Annotated in this window: 15 protein-coding genes and 1 riboswitch; of the genes, 12 read left to right on the top strand and 3 right to left on the bottom strand. The window is 72.8% G+C overall.

Features of this window, described 5'->3' with window-relative positions:
- Positions 1 to 206 precede the first annotated feature (206 nt).
- Together ACH4ZX_RS32330 and ACH4ZX_RS32335 are read left to right on the top strand one after the other, a co-directional pair.
- The gene (locus ACH4ZX_RS32330) at positions 207 to 995 is read left to right on the top strand and encodes a carbon-nitrogen hydrolase family protein (protein WP_398280564.1); all 789 of its coding nucleotides are present in this window, start codon (positions 207 to 209) and stop codon (positions 993 to 995) included.
- A gap of 62 nt (positions 996 to 1057) precedes the next feature.
- Positions 1058 to 2770: a flavin monoamine oxidase family protein gene (locus ACH4ZX_RS32335; protein ID WP_398280567.1), complete on the top strand. Its 1713-nt coding sequence runs from the start codon at positions 1058 to 1060 to the stop codon at positions 2768 to 2770.
- Here the strand turns inward: ACH4ZX_RS32335 and ACH4ZX_RS32340 are convergent.
- On the bottom strand, positions 2731 to 3459 hold the full coding sequence (locus tag ACH4ZX_RS32340) for a DUF5995 family protein (protein WP_398280570.1): 729 nt from the start codon (positions 3457 to 3459) through the stop codon (positions 2731 to 2733). The genes ACH4ZX_RS32335 and ACH4ZX_RS32340 overlap by 40 nt on opposite strands.
- A 175-nt stretch (positions 3460 to 3634) precedes the next feature.
- Between ACH4ZX_RS32340 and ACH4ZX_RS32345 the strand changes: the two genes are divergently transcribed.
- Positions 3635 to 4759, top strand: coding sequence for a glycoside hydrolase family 6 protein (locus tag ACH4ZX_RS32345; RefSeq protein WP_398280738.1), 1125 nt, complete (start codon positions 3635 to 3637; stop codon positions 4757 to 4759).
- A gap of 9 nt (positions 4760 to 4768) precedes the next feature.
- Here the strand turns inward: ACH4ZX_RS32345 and ACH4ZX_RS32350 are convergent, their stop codons facing one another.
- Positions 4769 to 6148 carry a uracil-xanthine permease family protein gene (locus ACH4ZX_RS32350; RefSeq protein ID WP_398280573.1) on the bottom strand — a complete coding sequence of 460 codons (1380 nt, stop codon included), beginning with the start codon at positions 6146 to 6148 and terminating at the stop codon, positions 4769 to 4771.
- Between the two features lie 211 nt (positions 6149 to 6359).
- Here ACH4ZX_RS32350 and ACH4ZX_RS32355 point away from each other — a divergent pair, with 211 nt between their 5' ends.
- Positions 6360 to 6818 (top strand): acyl-CoA thioesterase, encoded by a 459-nt coding sequence (locus ACH4ZX_RS32355; RefSeq protein WP_398280576.1) that lies wholly within the window; start codon positions 6360 to 6362, stop codon positions 6816 to 6818.
- Here ACH4ZX_RS32355 and ACH4ZX_RS32360 read toward each other — a convergent pair.
- Complete coding sequence (locus tag ACH4ZX_RS32360; RefSeq protein ID WP_398280579.1) at positions 6778 to 7989, bottom strand: MFS transporter; 1212 nt, start codon at positions 7987 to 7989, stop codon at positions 6778 to 6780. The genes ACH4ZX_RS32355 and ACH4ZX_RS32360 overlap by 41 nt on opposite strands.
- Positions 7990 to 8122: 133 nt before the next feature.
- Between ACH4ZX_RS32360 and ACH4ZX_RS32365 the strand changes: the two genes are divergently transcribed.
- The 8 genes from ACH4ZX_RS32365 (at position 8123) to hisG (ending at position 15242) form a co-directional block, all read left to right on the top strand.
- Positions 8123 to 9337 carry an ROK family transcriptional regulator gene (locus ACH4ZX_RS32365; protein WP_398280582.1) on the top strand — a complete coding sequence of 405 codons (1215 nt, stop codon included), beginning with the start codon at positions 8123 to 8125 and terminating at the stop codon, positions 9335 to 9337.
- A gap of 137 nt (positions 9338 to 9474) precedes the next feature.
- Positions 9475 to 10230, top strand: coding sequence for an SDR family oxidoreductase (locus tag ACH4ZX_RS32370; protein ID WP_398280585.1), 756 nt, complete (start codon positions 9475 to 9477; stop codon positions 10228 to 10230).
- A gap of 387 nt (positions 10231 to 10617) precedes the next feature.
- Positions 10618 to 10748, top strand: a riboswitch (FMN riboswitch).
- Between the two features lie 146 nt (positions 10749 to 10894).
- Positions 10895 to 11500, top strand: coding sequence for a riboflavin synthase (locus ACH4ZX_RS32375; RefSeq protein ID WP_398280588.1), 606 nt, complete (start codon positions 10895 to 10897; stop codon positions 11498 to 11500).
- Positions 11497 to 12138, top strand: coding sequence for a nicotinamide riboside transporter PnuC (pnuC, locus tag ACH4ZX_RS32380; protein ID WP_398280591.1), 642 nt, complete (start codon positions 11497 to 11499; stop codon positions 12136 to 12138). Before ACH4ZX_RS32375 ends, pnuC begins: the two co-directional genes overlap by 4 nt.
- A complete protein-coding gene (locus tag ACH4ZX_RS32385) occupies positions 12135 to 13484 on the top strand; it encodes a bifunctional 3,4-dihydroxy-2-butanone-4-phosphate synthase/GTP cyclohydrolase II (RefSeq protein ID WP_398280594.1) in 1350 nt (449 codons plus the stop codon). The genes pnuC and ACH4ZX_RS32385 overlap by 4 nt, the downstream gene beginning before the upstream one ends.
- A 25-nt stretch (positions 13485 to 13509) precedes the next feature.
- A complete protein-coding gene (ribH, locus tag ACH4ZX_RS32390) occupies positions 13510 to 13995 on the top strand; it encodes a 6,7-dimethyl-8-ribityllumazine synthase (RefSeq protein WP_360750950.1) in 486 nt (161 codons plus the stop codon).
- Positions 13996 to 14029: 34 nt separating this feature from the next.
- Positions 14030 to 14302, top strand: a complete 273-nt coding sequence (locus tag ACH4ZX_RS32395) for a phosphoribosyl-ATP diphosphatase (protein WP_398280597.1) — start codon at positions 14030 to 14032, stop codon at positions 14300 to 14302.
- Between the two features lie 91 nt (positions 14303 to 14393).
- Complete coding sequence (hisG, locus tag ACH4ZX_RS32400) at positions 14394 to 15242, top strand: ATP phosphoribosyltransferase (protein WP_398280600.1); 849 nt, start codon at positions 14394 to 14396, stop codon at positions 15240 to 15242.
- Positions 15243 to 15248: the final 6 nt, after the last annotated feature.

Below are 15248 nucleotides of genomic sequence, written 5' to 3' on the forward strand. Positions count from 1 at the left end.
CGGCCGTCGCGCCGCAGGAACGGCGGCCCGTGACCGTACCTTCCGGGGCCCGGAGGGAGGGTGTGCAACGAATCGCCGCCGCACCGCCGTTCCGCGCAACGATCAGCGCGGCGGTGCGCAACGGCTGCTTCTTGTCCGGCCGAGGACGCCGACCGTACGGTTTTTCTGGCCCCCCTACCCCCCTTCCGTACCGGTGAGGAACACCCATGCGCACCGCCCTGCTCCAGAGCTCCGGCCGTCCCGGATCGGTCGAGGAGAACCTCGAGGTCCTCGACGAGGCCGCGGGCCGCGCCGCCGCCGCGGGCGCCGGGCTGCTGGCGGCGCCGGAGATGTTCCTGACCGGGTACGCGATCGGCGACGACATCGCCCGCCTCGCCGAACCCGCCGACGGCGCCTCGGCGGCCGCGGTCGCCGGCATCGCCGCGCGGCACGGCGTGGCGGTCGTCTACGGCTACCCCGAGCGGGCCGGCGAGGCGGTCTTCAACTCCGCCCAGTTGGTCTCCGCCGACGGCGACCGCCTCGCCCACTACCGCAAGACCCACCTCTTCGGCCCCTTCGAGCGCGCCCACTTCACGCCGGGCGAGCAGCCGGTGGTGCAGGCCGAGCTGAACGGCCTCCGCGTCGGCCTCATGATCTGCTACGACGTGGAGTTCCCGGAGAACGTCCGCGCCCACGCGCTCGCCGGCACCGACCTCCTCGTGGTGCCGACGGCGCAGATGCACCCGTACCAGTTCGTCCCCGAGTCGCTGATCCCGGTGCGCGCCTTCGAGAACCAGATGTACGTCGCGTACGTCAACCGGGTCGGCCAGGAAGGGGAGTTCGACTTCGTCGGCCTCTCCACGCTGGCCGGCCCCGACGGAGTCGCCCGCACCCGCGCCGGCCGCGGCGAGGAACTCGTCCTCGCCGACGTCGACCCCGCCTTCCTGGACGCCTCCCGCGAGGCCAACCCGTATCTGACGGACCGCCGTCCGGGCCTGTACAGCGCCCTCGTCTGACGCGCCCCTGTTCCTTCCGTCCCTCCGTTCATCATCTTTTTCGCGCAAGGAGTCCGCACCCCATGACGTCCACGGTGCCCAACGCCGTCGAGCACGCAGACGAGCAGCAGCCGCCGATCACCATGTTCGGCCCGGACTTCCCGTACGCGTACGACGACTTCCTCGCCCACCCGGCTGGCCTGGGCCAGATACCCGCGACCGAGCACGGCACCGAGGTCGCGGTGATCGGCGGCGGCCTGTCCGGCATCGTGGCCGCGTACGAGCTGATGAAGATGGGCCTGAAGCCGGTCGTCTACGAGGCGGACCGGATCGGCGGGCGGCTGCGCACCGTCGGCTTCGAGGGCTGCGACCCCTCCCTCACCGCCGAGATGGGCGCGATGCGCTTCCCGCCGTCCTCCACGGCGCTGCAGCACTACATCGACCTGGTGGGCCTGGAGACCCGTCCGTTCCCCAACCCCCTCGCCGAGGCGACGCCTTCGACCGTCGTCGACCTCAAGGGCGAGTCGCACTACGCCGAGACGATCGACGACCTGCCCCAGGTGTACCGGGACGTCGCCGCGGCCTGGAACGCCTGCCTCGAAGAGGGCGCCGACTTCTCCGCGATGAACCGCGCCCTGCGCGAGCGTGACGTGCCCCGCATCCGCGAGATCTGGGCGAGGCTCGTCGAGAAGCTCGACAACCAGACCTTCTACGGCTTCCTCTGCGACTCCGAGGCGTTCAAGTCCTTCCGGCACCGTGAGATCTTCGGCCAGGTCGGCTTCGGGACGGGCGGCTGGGACACCGACTTCCCCAACTCCATCCTGGAGATCCTGCGCGTCGTCTACACCGAGGCCGACGACCACCACCGCGGCATCGTCGGCGGCTCCCAGCAGCTGCCGCTGCGCCTGTGGGAGCGCGAGCCGGAGAAGATCGTCCACTGGCCGTACGGCACCTCGCTGAAGTCCCTGCACGTGGACGGCGAGCCGCGGCCGGCCGTGACCCGGCTGCACCGCACCGCCGGCAACCACATCACCGTGACGGACGCGAGCGGCGCCATCCGCACCTACCGGGCGGCCATCTTCACCGCCCAGTCCTGGATGCTGCTGTCGAAGATCGCCTGCGACGACTCGCTGTTCCCGATCGACCACTGGACGGCGATCGAGCGCACCCACTACATGGAGTCCAGCAAGCTGTTCGTCCCGGTCGACCGGCCGTTCTGGCTCGACAAGGCCGTCGACGACAGGGGGAACCCGACCGGCCGGGACGTCATGTCGATGACGCTCACCGACCGCATGACCCGCGGCACCTACCTCCTCGACGACGGCCCGGACCGGCCCGCCGTCATCTGCCTCTCCTACACCTGGTGCGACGACAGCCTGAAGTGGCTGCCGCTGTCCGCGAACGAGCGGATGGAGGTCATGCTGAAGTCGCTCGGCGAGATCTACCCGAACGTCGACATCAGGAAGCACATCATCGGCGACCCGGTGACCGTCTCCTGGGAGAACGAGCCCTACTTCATGGGCGCGTTCAAGGCCAACCTGCCCGGCCACTACCGCTACCAGCGGCGGCTGTTCACCCACTTCATGCAGGACCGGCTGCCCGAGGACAAGCGGGGCATCTTCCTCGCCGGCGACGACATCTCCTGGACGGCCGGCTGGGCCGAGGGCGCGGTCCAGACCGCGCTGAACGCGGTCTGGGGCGTCATGCACCACCTCGGCGGCGCCACCGACGCGTCCAACCCGGGCCCCGGCGACGTCTACGACGAGATCGCCCCCGTGGAACTGCCCGAGGACTGACGGCAGTCCGCCAGCGGTGTGAGGAGGATGCGGCCCGCGAAGCCGACCGCCGCGTCGAGCCGTTCGGTGAACTCCTCGCCCACGTCGGGCACCCGGCGCAGCGCCCACAGGGCACGCGCGGCCGCCCAGGTGGCCTCCCGGGCGCGTTCCAGGCTCCACGAGCCGAGCAGATGGGTGAGCGGGTCGGCGATCTGCAACAGGTCGGGGCCCGGCATCAGATCTTCGCGGACGCGCTCCTCCAGCGAGACGAGGAGATCGCCCACGCGGTCGAACTCGTCCTCCAGGTCGGCCGGTTCGCAGCCGAGCGTACGGCAGCTGTCCACGACGGCGAGCGCCAGGTCGTGGCCGATGTGCGCGTTGATGCCCGCCAGCGCGAACTGCAGCGGCCGTACGCCGGGGTGGCGGCGGAGCTGGAACAGCGGCCGCCAGCAGGCCGGTGCCCGCCGTCCGTCGGTCACCGCGTCGACGGCGGCGAGGTAGCGCTCGGCGAACCGCACGTCCAGCGTGATCGCCGCCCGCCGGTCCGCGAACCGCCCGGCGTCGATGCTCCGGTCGACGGCCTCGGTGACGGTGAGGTAGACGCGGTTGAAGACCGCGACGCCGTCCCGCTCCGGCAGGGCCGCGTCCAGGGCGCGCATCCGGGAGACGACCGCGTCGACGGGAGTGGTGAACTGTTCGCGTTGCGCCATGCCGGAAGCGTCCCAGGCTTAGGGTGGCCCGAGTGGCGGCGGACCCGGCGCTTCCCCGGAACGGGGGAACGCGCCCGCCGTGGGGGAGGGGGGAGCAGCACCGTGCCAGGCGTACGTGCCCGCCGCCGGGCGGCGCGCAGGGCCGAACGCCGGCGTGCCGTCCGGCGCGGCGCCAGTGGTCGCGGCGGCCTCCGTCGTGGTCGCCGTCGGCACGGCGACCGGGATGATGTCGGCGCTCGACGACGGACGCGTCGGCGACGAGGCCAGGTCCCGGATCACCGGATCGCCGCGCCCGGAGCAGCCGCCCGTGCTGCCGTCGTCGTCCCCGCCGGCGGCCGGGGCGTCCGCGTCCGCCCCGCCCACCGCGAAGCCCACCGCCCGCCCGGCCCCCGCACCGACGCCGACGGCGAAGGAGCGGCAGGCCGCGTCCGCGGCCGACCGGCTCTACCGGCATCCCGACTCCCAGGTACTCGACTGGGTCCGCGCGCACCCCGGCGATCCCCGCGTCGCCGTCATAGAGTCCCGGATCGCCGGTCAGCCGGCGGCTGTGTGGTTCGCCGACTTCACCCCCGGGACCATCGCCTCCCGGGTCCGCGCGGTCACCGCGGGCGCCGCCGCGCAGGGCAGGGTGCCGGTCGTGGTGCCGTACGCCGTGCCGGACCGTGACTGCGGCGGCGCGTCCGAGGGCGGGGCGCCCGATCTCGCCGCCTACGACGACTGGATCGACGCCTTCGCCGAGGGGCTCGGCTCCGGCGAGGTCGTGGTCGTCCTGGAGCCCGACTCGATCGCGCAGTCCGACTGTCTCTCCGACGGCGGACGCGCCGCCCGCTTCGCCTCGCTGGCCCGCGCGGGCCGGGTGCTGAAGACGGCGAACCCGAGGGCCCGGGTCTACTACGACGCCGGGCACTCCGGCTGGCACCCGGCCGCGCGGCAGGCGGCCCTGCTCCGGCAGGCGGGCGCAGCCTCGGCCGCCTCCTCCGACGGCGTCTTCAGCAACGTCTCCAACTTCCGCACCACCGCCGCCGAGACCGCCTACGACCGGCAGGTCCTCGACGCCCTCGGCGGACCCGCCGGCCTGGGCGCCGTCATCGACACCAGCCGCAACGGCAACGGCGCGCCGGCCGACGACGAGTGGTGCGACCCGGCGGGCCGCAGGATCGGGCGGAGGCCCACGCTCAGCACCGGCGAGGCCCGCATCGACGCCTACCTGTGGGTGAAGCTGCCGGGGGAGTCGGACGGCTGCAAGGGGGCGCCGGGCACGTTCAGCCCGTCGTACGCCTACGAGCTGGCCTCGTCGTAGGTCGTACGCCTACGAGCTGGCCTCGTCGTAGGAGGACGTGCCCTCGTCGAGCAGCGGCTCCTGCGGCTTGAGGTGGGCGGGCGCGAACGCGCGCAGCACGTGGTAGCCGGTGATGACGACCAGCGTGCCGAGCGCGATGCCGCTGAGCGAGAAGGTGTCGGTGAACTTCATGGTGACGTTGCCGACGCCGATGATGATGCCCGCCGCGGCCGGCACCAGGTTCAGCGGGTTGCGCAGGTCCACCTTGGCGTTGAGCCAGATCTGCGCGCCGAGCAGGCCGATCATGCCGTACAGGATGACGGTGATGCCGCCGAGCACGCCGCCCGGGATCGCGGCCACCACCGCGCCGAACTTCGGGCACAGGCCGAACAGCAGCGCGAAGCCGGCGGCGGCCCAGTAGGCGGCGGTGGAGTAGACGCGGGTGGCGGCCATCACGCCGATGTTCTCGGAGTAGGTGGTGTTGGGCGGGCCGCCGACCGCGGTGGACAGCATGGAGCCGATGCCGTCGGCGGAGATCGCCGTGCCCAGCTTGTCGTCCAGCGACTCGCCGGTCATCTCGCCGACCGCCTTGACGTGTCCGGCGTTCTCGGCGACGAGGGCGATGACGACCGGCAGGGCCACCAGGATCGCCGACCACTGGAACGACGGGCCGTGGAAGGACGGCAGCCCGAACCAGTCGGCGCGGGAGACACCGGAGAGGTCCAGGCGCCAGTGGTCGGTGATCTTCCCGCTCGCGTCGGCCGAGTGGATGCGGCCGAAGATCCGGTCGAACGCCCAGGAAGCGGCGTACCCGAAGACCAGGCCGAGGAAGATCGCGATGCGGGACCAGAAACCGCGCAGGCCGACCACCGCCAGACCGGTGAACAGCATCACCAGCAGGGCGGTCCACTGGTCCTGCGGCCAGTAGGTGGAGGCGGTGACGGGCGCGAGGTTGAAGCCGATCAGCATCACGACCGCGCCGGTGACGACCGGCGGCATCGCGATGTGGATGATCCGCGCCCCGAAGCGCTGCACGGCGAGCCCCACCAGGAACAGCGCGACGCCGACGACGAACACCGCGCCGGTGACGGTGGCGCTCGAACCGCCCTGTGCCCGGATGACGGCCGCCACGCCCACGAAGGACAGCGAGCAGCCCAGGTAGCTCGGGACCCGGCCGCGGGTGGCGAGCAGGAAGATCACGGTCGCGACGCCCGACATCATGATCGCGAGGTTGGGGTCCAGGCCCATCAGGACCGGGGCCACGAAGGACGCGCCGAACATCGCCACCACGTGCTGGGCGCCGAGTCCGACCGTGCGGGGCCAGGAGAGCCGTTCGTCGGGGCGTACCACCGCTCCGGGCGCGGGCGTACGCCCGTCTCCGTGCAGCTTCCAGCGCACGCCGAGGTCCATGATGAGGTTTCGCTTTCTCTGTACTGTGCAGCTTGTTCCGGACCAATTGTCGGTGGTGCCCGTGGTCCGCCCGCACCCGCCCCACCCCGACGCCCCTCGCCCGGCTGCCTGACCAGGCCCTTCCCGGCGCCGCATGCTGAGCGTCCGCTTAGGATGGAGTGCACCCCGAGGCGCCGCGGCGCCCCACCAGCAACGCTCAGGAGCCCCGCCCGTGACCGCCGAAGCCCCGACCGCCCCCGCCCTGTCCTACGGCCGGCTGATCCCCGTCACCGTCCACTTCGACGACCTGGACGCGCTCGGCCTGCTCCACAACGCCCGCTACCCGCTGAAGGTCGAGCAGGCGTGGACGGAGCTGTGGCAGGGGCACGGCATCCACTTCGCGGGCGACTGGGCGGCGGCCGGCGACGCCTGCAACGCGGTCAAGGAACTCCGCGTCACCTACGAGGCGCCCGTCACCCGCCCCGGCGCGTACGCCGTCCACCTCTGGCTGGAGCGGCTGGGCACCACCGGCCTGACCTACGGCTTCCGGTTCTGCTCGCGGGACGGCGCGACGACCTACGCGCGCGGCACCCGCGTCCTGGTCCGGCTGGACGCCGGGACGCTGCGGCCCGCGCCGTGGAGCGAGACGTTCAGGGCCGCGGGCCGGGAACTGCTTCGCCCCGAGGGCTGACCTCCGCCCGGTCGCGCTCGCTGGGGCGCAGCACCCCCGCGAAGACCACGAGACCGAAGGCCAGCGCCGTCACCAGCGCGAACGACACCGTCAGGCTGGTCGCCTCGGCGAGCCCGCCGATCGCGCTCGGCGCGATCAGGCCCGAGGTGTAGGTGATGGTCGCGACGCCCGCGATGGCCTGGCTGGGGTTCGGACCGCTGTGCCCCGCCGCCGCGAAGCACAGCGGCACGACGACCGCGATCCCCAGGCCCACCAGCGCGAACCCGCCGATCGCCACCGCCGGGTGACCGGCGACGACGATGAGCACCCCGCCGAGGACGGCGAGACCGCCGCCGGCCCGGACGGTGCGCACGGCGCCGCAGCGGTCGACCACCGTGTCGCCCACCAGCCTGGCGAGCGCCATGGTGAGCATGAAGCCGGTCGTGCACGCGGCCGCCAGACCCGCCGAACTCTCCAGCCGGTCGCGCAGGTAGACCGCCGACCAGTCGAGGCTCGCGCCCTCCGCGAACACCGCGCAGAAGCCGACCGCTCCGATCAGCAGCGCCGACCGGGGCGGCAGGGTGAACCTCGGCGGCGGCTCCTCGTCCTCGGCCGGCTGCAGGTCGAGCACCCAGCGGCAGACGAGCACGCCCAGCACGGTGAGCACCGCCGCCGCCAGCCCGTGGTGCAGCCGGGCGTCCGAGCCGAGGTGCGCGGCGACCGTGCCGGCCGCCGAGCCGATCAGCGCGCCCACGCTCCACATGCCGTGCAGACCGGACATGATCGACTTGCCGAGCAGCCGCTCGACCTCGACGCCGAGCGCGTTCATGGCCACGTCGGCCATCCCCGCGGTGGCCCCGTACGTGAACATCGCCAGGCACAGGGTGAGCAGGTTCGGCGCGAGCGACGGCAGGACCAGCGACACCGTCCAGGCGGCGATCAGGGCGCGCAGGGTGGTCCGGCTGCCGAAGCGGTGGGTGACGCGGCCGGCCAGCGGCATCGCGCAGGAGGCGCCGAGCGCCGTGAAGGCGAGGGCGAAACCGAGCCGGCCCGCGCTGACCGAGGCGTGGTCCTGGATCCACGGCACCCGGGTCGCGAACGAGCCGGTGACGGCGCCGTGCACGGCGAACACGGCCGCCACGGCGTACCGGGCACGCCTCACCTCGCGCTGGTCGTGGACCACGTCCTTCATTCTCCGGCCCTCCCGCACTCCCGTCCCATGGCTGTCCGCCCCGGCGCCGTAAACTATCAGGAACCCTGCCTGATAGATAGTCCGCAATCAGCCCCGTACGAACGACCGAGCACGTATCTGGAAGGATCCCGGCATGCCCGCGTCCCCGAGCACCGCCCGGGCCATCAACGACCGGCTCGCCCTGCGTCTGCTCCAGCAGGAGGGCCCGTTGACGGCAGGGCAGTTGAAGCAGCTGACCGGCCTGTCCCGGCCCACCGTCGCCGACCTCGTCGAACGGCTCACCGCCTCCGGTCTGGTCACCGTGGTCGGGGAGGCGGGCGAGGCGCGCCGCGGCCCCAACGCGAAGCTGTACGGCATCGTCGCCGACCGCGCGCACCTCGCCGCCCTTGACGTGCGCACGGAGAGCGTCGCGGTGCTGGTGTCCGACCTGGTCGGCCGGGTGCTGGCCGAGGCGTCCGTGCCGATCGGCGGCGACACCGGGACGGGCACCGCCGTGGAACGCGCGGTCACCCTGGTCGAGCACGCGCTGAAGGAGGCCGGCGCCGACCGGCTGCACACCGTCGGGATCGGCGCGCCCGGCCTGATCGACCCCGCCAGCGGCGAACTCCGCGACACCACCGGCCTGCCCGCGTGGCACCGCAGCCTGGTCGCGGCCCTGCAGCAACGGCTGCCCGGGGCCCGCGTCAGCGTCGAGAACGAGACCAACCTCGCCGCGCTGGCGGAACAGCGCGACGGCGCGGCGCGGGACCGCGACACCTTCGTCCTGCTGTGGCTCGGCCACGGCACCGGCGCGGCCGTGGTCCTCGACGGCGTCCTGCGCCGCGGCGCCTCCGGCGGCACGGGGGAGATCGGCTTCCTGCCGGTGCCGGGCACGGCCGGCCTGCCGTCGGCCACGGACTGCGAGGGCGGCTTCCACTCCCTGGCGGGCGCGGCGGCGGTCGCGCGGCTGGCGGCGGAGTACGGGCTGACGGCCGGGGCGACGGGACACGAACCGCGGGCCGCCGGGGCGGTGCGGGAGGCGGCGCGCCTGGTGGCGACGCCGCCCGCCGGACCGGGGCCCGTCGCGCGGGAAGCCGCGGCATTCCTCGACGCCCTCGCCGACCGGCTCGCCGTCGGCGTCGCCTCCGTGGTGTCGATCCTCGACCCCGGTTGCGTGGTGCTGGGCGGCGAGATCGGGCAGGCCGGCGGCGAGGAACTGGCCGGCCGGGTCGCCCGGCGGCTGCGCCGGATGTCGCCGCTGCCGACGGAGGTACGGCCCGGCACCCTGGGCGGCGGCGCGGTGCTGCGCGGGGCGCTGCTGACGGCCCGGGACCGCGCCCAGGACGAACTCTTCCCGCCGGCGCGCTGATCGACGGCGGGCGTGCGCGAGAGCGGGAATGTCACTTCTCGCCGGGGCCGTGTCACGTTTCGCGGGGGCCGGTCCGTCCCAGTCGGAGGAAGGGCGCTCCGTCCGGGGGCGTCCGACGTCCGAAGGGACTCGACAGCATGACCACGATCCTGGTGACCGGCGGCACCGGAACCCTCGGCCGGCTCGTCACCGAGCGGCTGCGGGCGGACGGCCACGAGGTACGGGTGCTCAGCCGGCACGCCGAGCCGTACGCCGTGGACCTGCGTGAGGGCGGCCCCGGCCTGGACCGGGCCGTCGACGGCGTGGACACGATCGTGCACTGCGCCACCTCCCAGACCGGCGGGGACGAGAAGGCGGCCGGGCACCTGATCGCCGCGGCACGGCGGGCCGGGGTGGGCCATCTGGTCTACATCTCGATCGTCGGCGTCGACCGCGTGCCGTTCGGCTACTACCGCACCAAGCTCGCCGTGGAGCGGCAGATCGAGCAGTCGGGGCTGGGCTGGACCGTGCTGCGCGCGACCCAGTTCCACGACCTGCTCGTGACCGTCCTCGGGTCCCTGGCCAGGCTGCCGGTGATGCTGCTGCCGGCCGGGGTGCGGGACCAGCCGGTGGAGGTGGCCGAGGTCGCGGACCGCCTCGCCGAGCTCGCCCTCGCCGCACCCGCCGGGCGGACCGCGGACATGGGCGGCCCCGAGGCGCGCACCCTGGAGTCGCTGGCCCGCGCCTACCTGCGGGCGACGGGCCGCCGGCGTGCGGTGGTGAACGTCCCCCTGTGGGGCAAGGCCTACCGCGCCTTCCGCTCCGGCGGCCACCTGGCCCCGCGGCAGGCCGTGGGGAAGGGCACCTTCGAGGACTTCCTGGCCCGGCGCTTCGGCGACGGCCGGCGGGGCTGACGCGGGGCGGACGGGGGCTGACGCGGGGCTGATGGGGCTGACGCGGGGCTGATGGGGCTGACGCGGAGCCACCGGGCCGGCGCGGGGCTGTGACGGGCCGGCGCGGATCTGGGACCCGGCGGCGGGCAAGGGCCGTCGTCACCGCCGCCGGGCCGGTCCGCGGGCGTGCCGCGCGAGACCTCGGAGAAAGGTCTAGACCAAGCGGGACCTTACGTCAATAGGTCTGGACCAATCGGCGGTTCCGGGCCGGCCGACGGGCCGGATCGCCCGGCGGTTCCGGGCCGGGCCGCGAGGAATCCGGCGGGCGCTCGTGTGAGCCACCCCACAGCCTCTCACCCATATGGACGCCGATCGGGCATGGCACACTGACCCTGTACCTTTTAGCAGCAGCGCACTCCGGGGTCGGTGAAAGTCCGAACCGGCGGTTACAGTCCGCGACCCGGTCGCCTCCAGCGGCCGGTTGACCAGGTGAAATTCCTGGACCGACGGTTAAAGTCCGGATGGGAGGCAGTGCGCGGCGGGCGGGCATTCGTGCGCGCCGCCGTACCGGTTCGTCCAGGGGACGAACCACGTCCGGCGTCGCCCCCGGTGTCCCTGCTCGTACATTCTGTCGTCTCGACAGCCCCGGAGTCCGTGCCCGAATGAGGCAGGGAGGACCCGGGAAGTGTTCACCGGAATCGTCGAAGAGCTGGGTGAAGTCACCGCTGTCGAGAACCTCGGCGACGCCTCCCGTTTCCGGCTGCGCGGCCCCGTCGTCACGGAGGGCGCGAAGCACGGCGACTCCATCGCCGTCAACGGCGTGTGTCTCACGGTCGTCGAGCACGAGGGCGACGAGTTCACCGCCGACGTCATGGCCGAGACGCTGAACCGCTCCAGCCTGGGCGCCCTCACCGTCGGCTCCCGCGTCAACCTCGAACGTCCCACGGCCGTCGGCGCGCGCCTCGGCGGGCACATCGTGCAGGGCCACGTCGACGGCACCGGCGAGGTGCTGGAACGCAAGCCGTCCGACAACTGGGAGATCGTCAAGATCTCGCTGCCCGCGGACCTCGCCCGCTACGTCGTCGAGAAGGGCTCCATCACCGTCGACGGCATCAGCCTCACCGTCGTCGACGCCGGGGCCGACCACTTCACCGTCAGCCTCATCCCCACCACCCTCGCCCTGACCACGCTCGGCCTCAAGCAGCCCGGCGACCCGGTCAACCTCGAGGTGGACGTCGTCGCCAAGTACGTCGAGCGGCTGCTCGCGGCCGGTCAGGGGGCGACCCGGTGAACTGGCTGAACTCCGAGGCCTTCACCCTGTTCGGCCAGCACATCATCTGGTCGGACACCATCGGCAACATCCTCGGCCTGATCACCCTCGCCCTCGGCTGGCGGCGCTCGCTGCTGACCTGGCCGGTGCAGTTCCTCTCCGGCCTGATCCTCTTCATCGCCTTCTACGGCCACCTCGCCGGCAGCGCCGGCAAGCAGGTCGTCGTCATGGTCGTCGCCCTGTACGGCTGGTGGCGGTGGAACCACGACAAGGGCCGGTCCGCGGACGGCCAGATCGTGCCGCGGTTCGCCACCTGGCGCGAGCGCGCCGCGATGGCCGGCGCGGCCGCCCTGGGTACCGTCGCCGTGGCCCTGCTCTTCAAGGCATACCCGTCCCTGTCCTGGGACCCCTGGCCGGACGCCTACATCTTCGTCGGCACCGTCGTCGCCATGTACGCGCAGGCCCGCGGCATGGTCGAGTTCTGGTTCGCCTGGCTGCTCGTCGACGTGGTCGGCGTGCCGCTCAACTTCGCCAACGGCTACGCCTTCTCCGGCTTCGTCTACGTCATCTACGGCGCACTCGTCCTGTGGGGCATGCGCGACTGGTGGCTGCGCTCCCGCAAGGACGCGCGGCCCGTCCTGGAAGGAGCGCCGGCATGACCACGGCACCGATCCTGTACAGCACCGACGACACCGACGGCATCGAGGACTGGTCGCTCGACCCCGTCGAGCAGGCCATCGCCGACATCGCGGCCGGCCGCCCGATCGTCGTCGTCGACGACGAGGACCGCGAGAACGAGGGCGACCTCGTCGTCGCCGCCGAGAAGATCACCCCCGAGATCGTCGCCTTCATGATGAGCGAGTGCCGCGGGCTGATCTGCGCGCCCATGGAGGGCGAGGAACTGGACCGGCTGAAGCTGCCGCAGATGGTCGAGGACAACACCGAGTCGATGAAGACCGCCTTCACCGTCTCCGTCGACGCCTCCGCCGCCCACGGCGTGACCACCGGCATCTCCGCCGCCGACCGCGCCACCACGCTGCGGCTGCTGGCGAGCGGCGAGGCCGGGCCCGCCGACCTCGTCCGCCCCGGCCACGTCTTCCCGCTGCGCGCCCGGCCCGGCGGCGTGCTCGTCCGCGACGGCCACACCGAGGCCGCCGTCGACCTCGCCCGCCTCGCCGGCCTGCGCCCGGCCGGCGCCATCGTCGAGATCGCCGGGGAGGACGGCCGCATGCTGCGCCTGCCCGAGCTGTTCCCCTTCGCCCGCAAGCACGGCCTGACGATCATCTCCATCGAGGACCTGATCGCCCACCGCCGCGCCACCGAACTGCGCCCGGGCGTTCCCGCGCAGCAGAAGCCCGCCGCCCAGCCCCTCGTCCGCCGCGAGGCCGAGACCCGCCTGCCCACCGTGCACGGCACCTTCACGGCGTACGGCTACCGCTCCACCGCCGACGGCGTCGAGCACGTCGCCCTCGTGCACGGCGACATCGGCGACGGCGAGGACGTCCTGGTGCGCGTCCACTCCGAATGCCTGACCGGCGACATCTTCGGCTCCCTGCGCTGCGACTGCGGCCCCCAGCTCGACGCCGCCCTGGACCGCGTCCACGCCGAGGGCCGGGGGGTGGTGGTCTACCTGCGCGGCCACGAGGGCCGCGGCATCGGCCTGCTCTCCAAGCTGAGGGCCTACGAACTCCAGGAGCGCGGCCGCGACACCCTCGACGCCAACCTGGAACTCGGCCTGCCCGCCGACGCCCGGGACTACGGCGCCGGCGCCCGGATCCTCCAGGACCTCGGCGTGCGCAGCGTGCGCCTGATGACCAACAACCCCGAGAAGACCGACGCGCTCATGCGCAACGGCCTGCGGGTCACCGGCCGCGAGCCGATGCCCGTGCAGGCCGGCGAGCACAACCTCCGCTACCTGCGCACCAAGCGGGACCGGATGGGCCACGACCTGCCCTGGCTGGAGACGGCCGGCGCGGGCACGGCGACGACCTGCAGCAACCAGTGAGAGCACACCGAGGAGACACGAGAACGTGAGCGGCAAGGGCGCACCGGAACTGTCCGTACGCAACGTGGGCGACCTGCGGGTCGCCGTCGTCGCGGCCCAGTGGCACGAGAAGGTGATGGACGGTCTGGTGGACGGCGCCCTGCGCGCCCTGCACGACCTGGGAATCGACGAGCCGACCCTGCTGCGGGTCCCCGGCAGCTGGGAACTCCCGGTGGTCGCCAAGGTCCTCGCCGGCCGCGGCTACGACGCGGTCGTCGCCCTCGGCGTCGTCATCCGCGGCGGCACCCCCCACTTCGACTACGTGTGCCAGGGCGTCACCCAGGGACTCACCCAGGTCTCCGTCGACACCGGCGTGCCCGTCGGCTTCGGCCTGCTGACCTGTGACACCGAGGAGCAGGCGCTGGACCGGGCCGGCCTTCCCGGCTCCAACGAGGACAAGGGGCACGAAGCGGTGACGGCGGCGGTGGCCACCGCGGCCACCCTCCGCTCAGTATCCGAACCCTGGCGCTGAGCCGCCCCGGCTTGCGCGTAGGGTAAGGACCACCATGTCCAAGAAGACGTTCGAGGAGCTTTTCACCGAGCTCCAGCACAAGGCCGCCCACGGCGATCCCGCCACCTCCCGCACCGCGGAACTGGTCGGCAGGGGCGTCCATGCCATCGGCAAGAAGGTCGTCGAAGAGGCCGCCGAGGTCTGGATGGCCGCCGAGTACGAGGGCAAGGAGGCGGCCGCCGAGGAGATCTCGCAGCTGCTGTACCACGTCCAGGTGATGATGGTCGCCCGCGGGATCTCCCTGGACGACGTCTACGCCCACCTGTGAGCCGGCGGTTCCGTCAGCTCCGCTCAGCTCGCCCAGTTCCGTAAGACACGCTCCACCCACCTCACCCCGTCACGCGAAGGAAGCCGACCTCATGCTGCGCATCGCCGTCCCCAACAAGGGTTCCCTGTCAGGCCCTGCGGCGGAGATGCTGCATGAGGCCGGCTACCAGCAGCGCCGCGAGTCCAAGGAGCTCCGGATCGTCGACCCGGCCAACGAGGTCGAGTTCTTCTACCTGCGCCCCCGCGACATCGCGATCTACGTCTCCTCCGGCCGCCTCGACATCGGCATCACCGGCCGCGACCTGCTGATCGACTCCGGAGCCAAGGCCGAGGAGATCCTCCCGCTGGGCTTCGCCCGCTCCACCTTCCGCTACGCCACCAAGCCCGGCACGGCGAGCGGCGTGCGGGACCTGACCGGCATGACGGTCGCCACCTCCTACGAGGGGATCGTCGCGGGGCACCTCGCCGAAAACGGCATCGACGCCTCCGTCGTCCACCTCGACGGCGCCGTCGAGACCGCCATCGAACTCGGCGTCGCCGAGGTCATCGCGGACGTCGTCGAGACCGGCACCTCCCTGCGCAACGCCGGCCTCGAGGTCTTCGGCGAGCCGATCATGCAGTCCGAGGCCGTCGTCATCCGCCGCGTCGGCGCCGACGCCGAGGAGCCCAAGGTGCAGCAGTTCCTGCGCCGCCTGCAGGGCGTCCTGGTGGCCCGCACGTACGTGATGATGGACTACGACTGCCGGGTCGAGCAGCTGGAGAAGGCCGTCGACCTGACCCCCGGCCTGGAATCCCCGACGATCTCCCCCCTGCACAACGAGGGCTGGGTCGCCGTCCGCGCCATGGTGCCCGCCAAGGACGCCCAGCGCATCATGGACGACCTGTACGCGATCGGCGCCCGGGCCATCCTGACCACGGCGATCCACGCCTGCCGTCTCTGAGAGGCC

Origin of the sequence: Streptomyces sp. NPDC020490, from assembly GCF_044335305.1 — a bacterium.
In the GTDB taxonomy this organism is placed as follows: domain Bacteria; phylum Actinomycetota; class Actinomycetes; order Streptomycetales; family Streptomycetaceae; genus Streptomyces.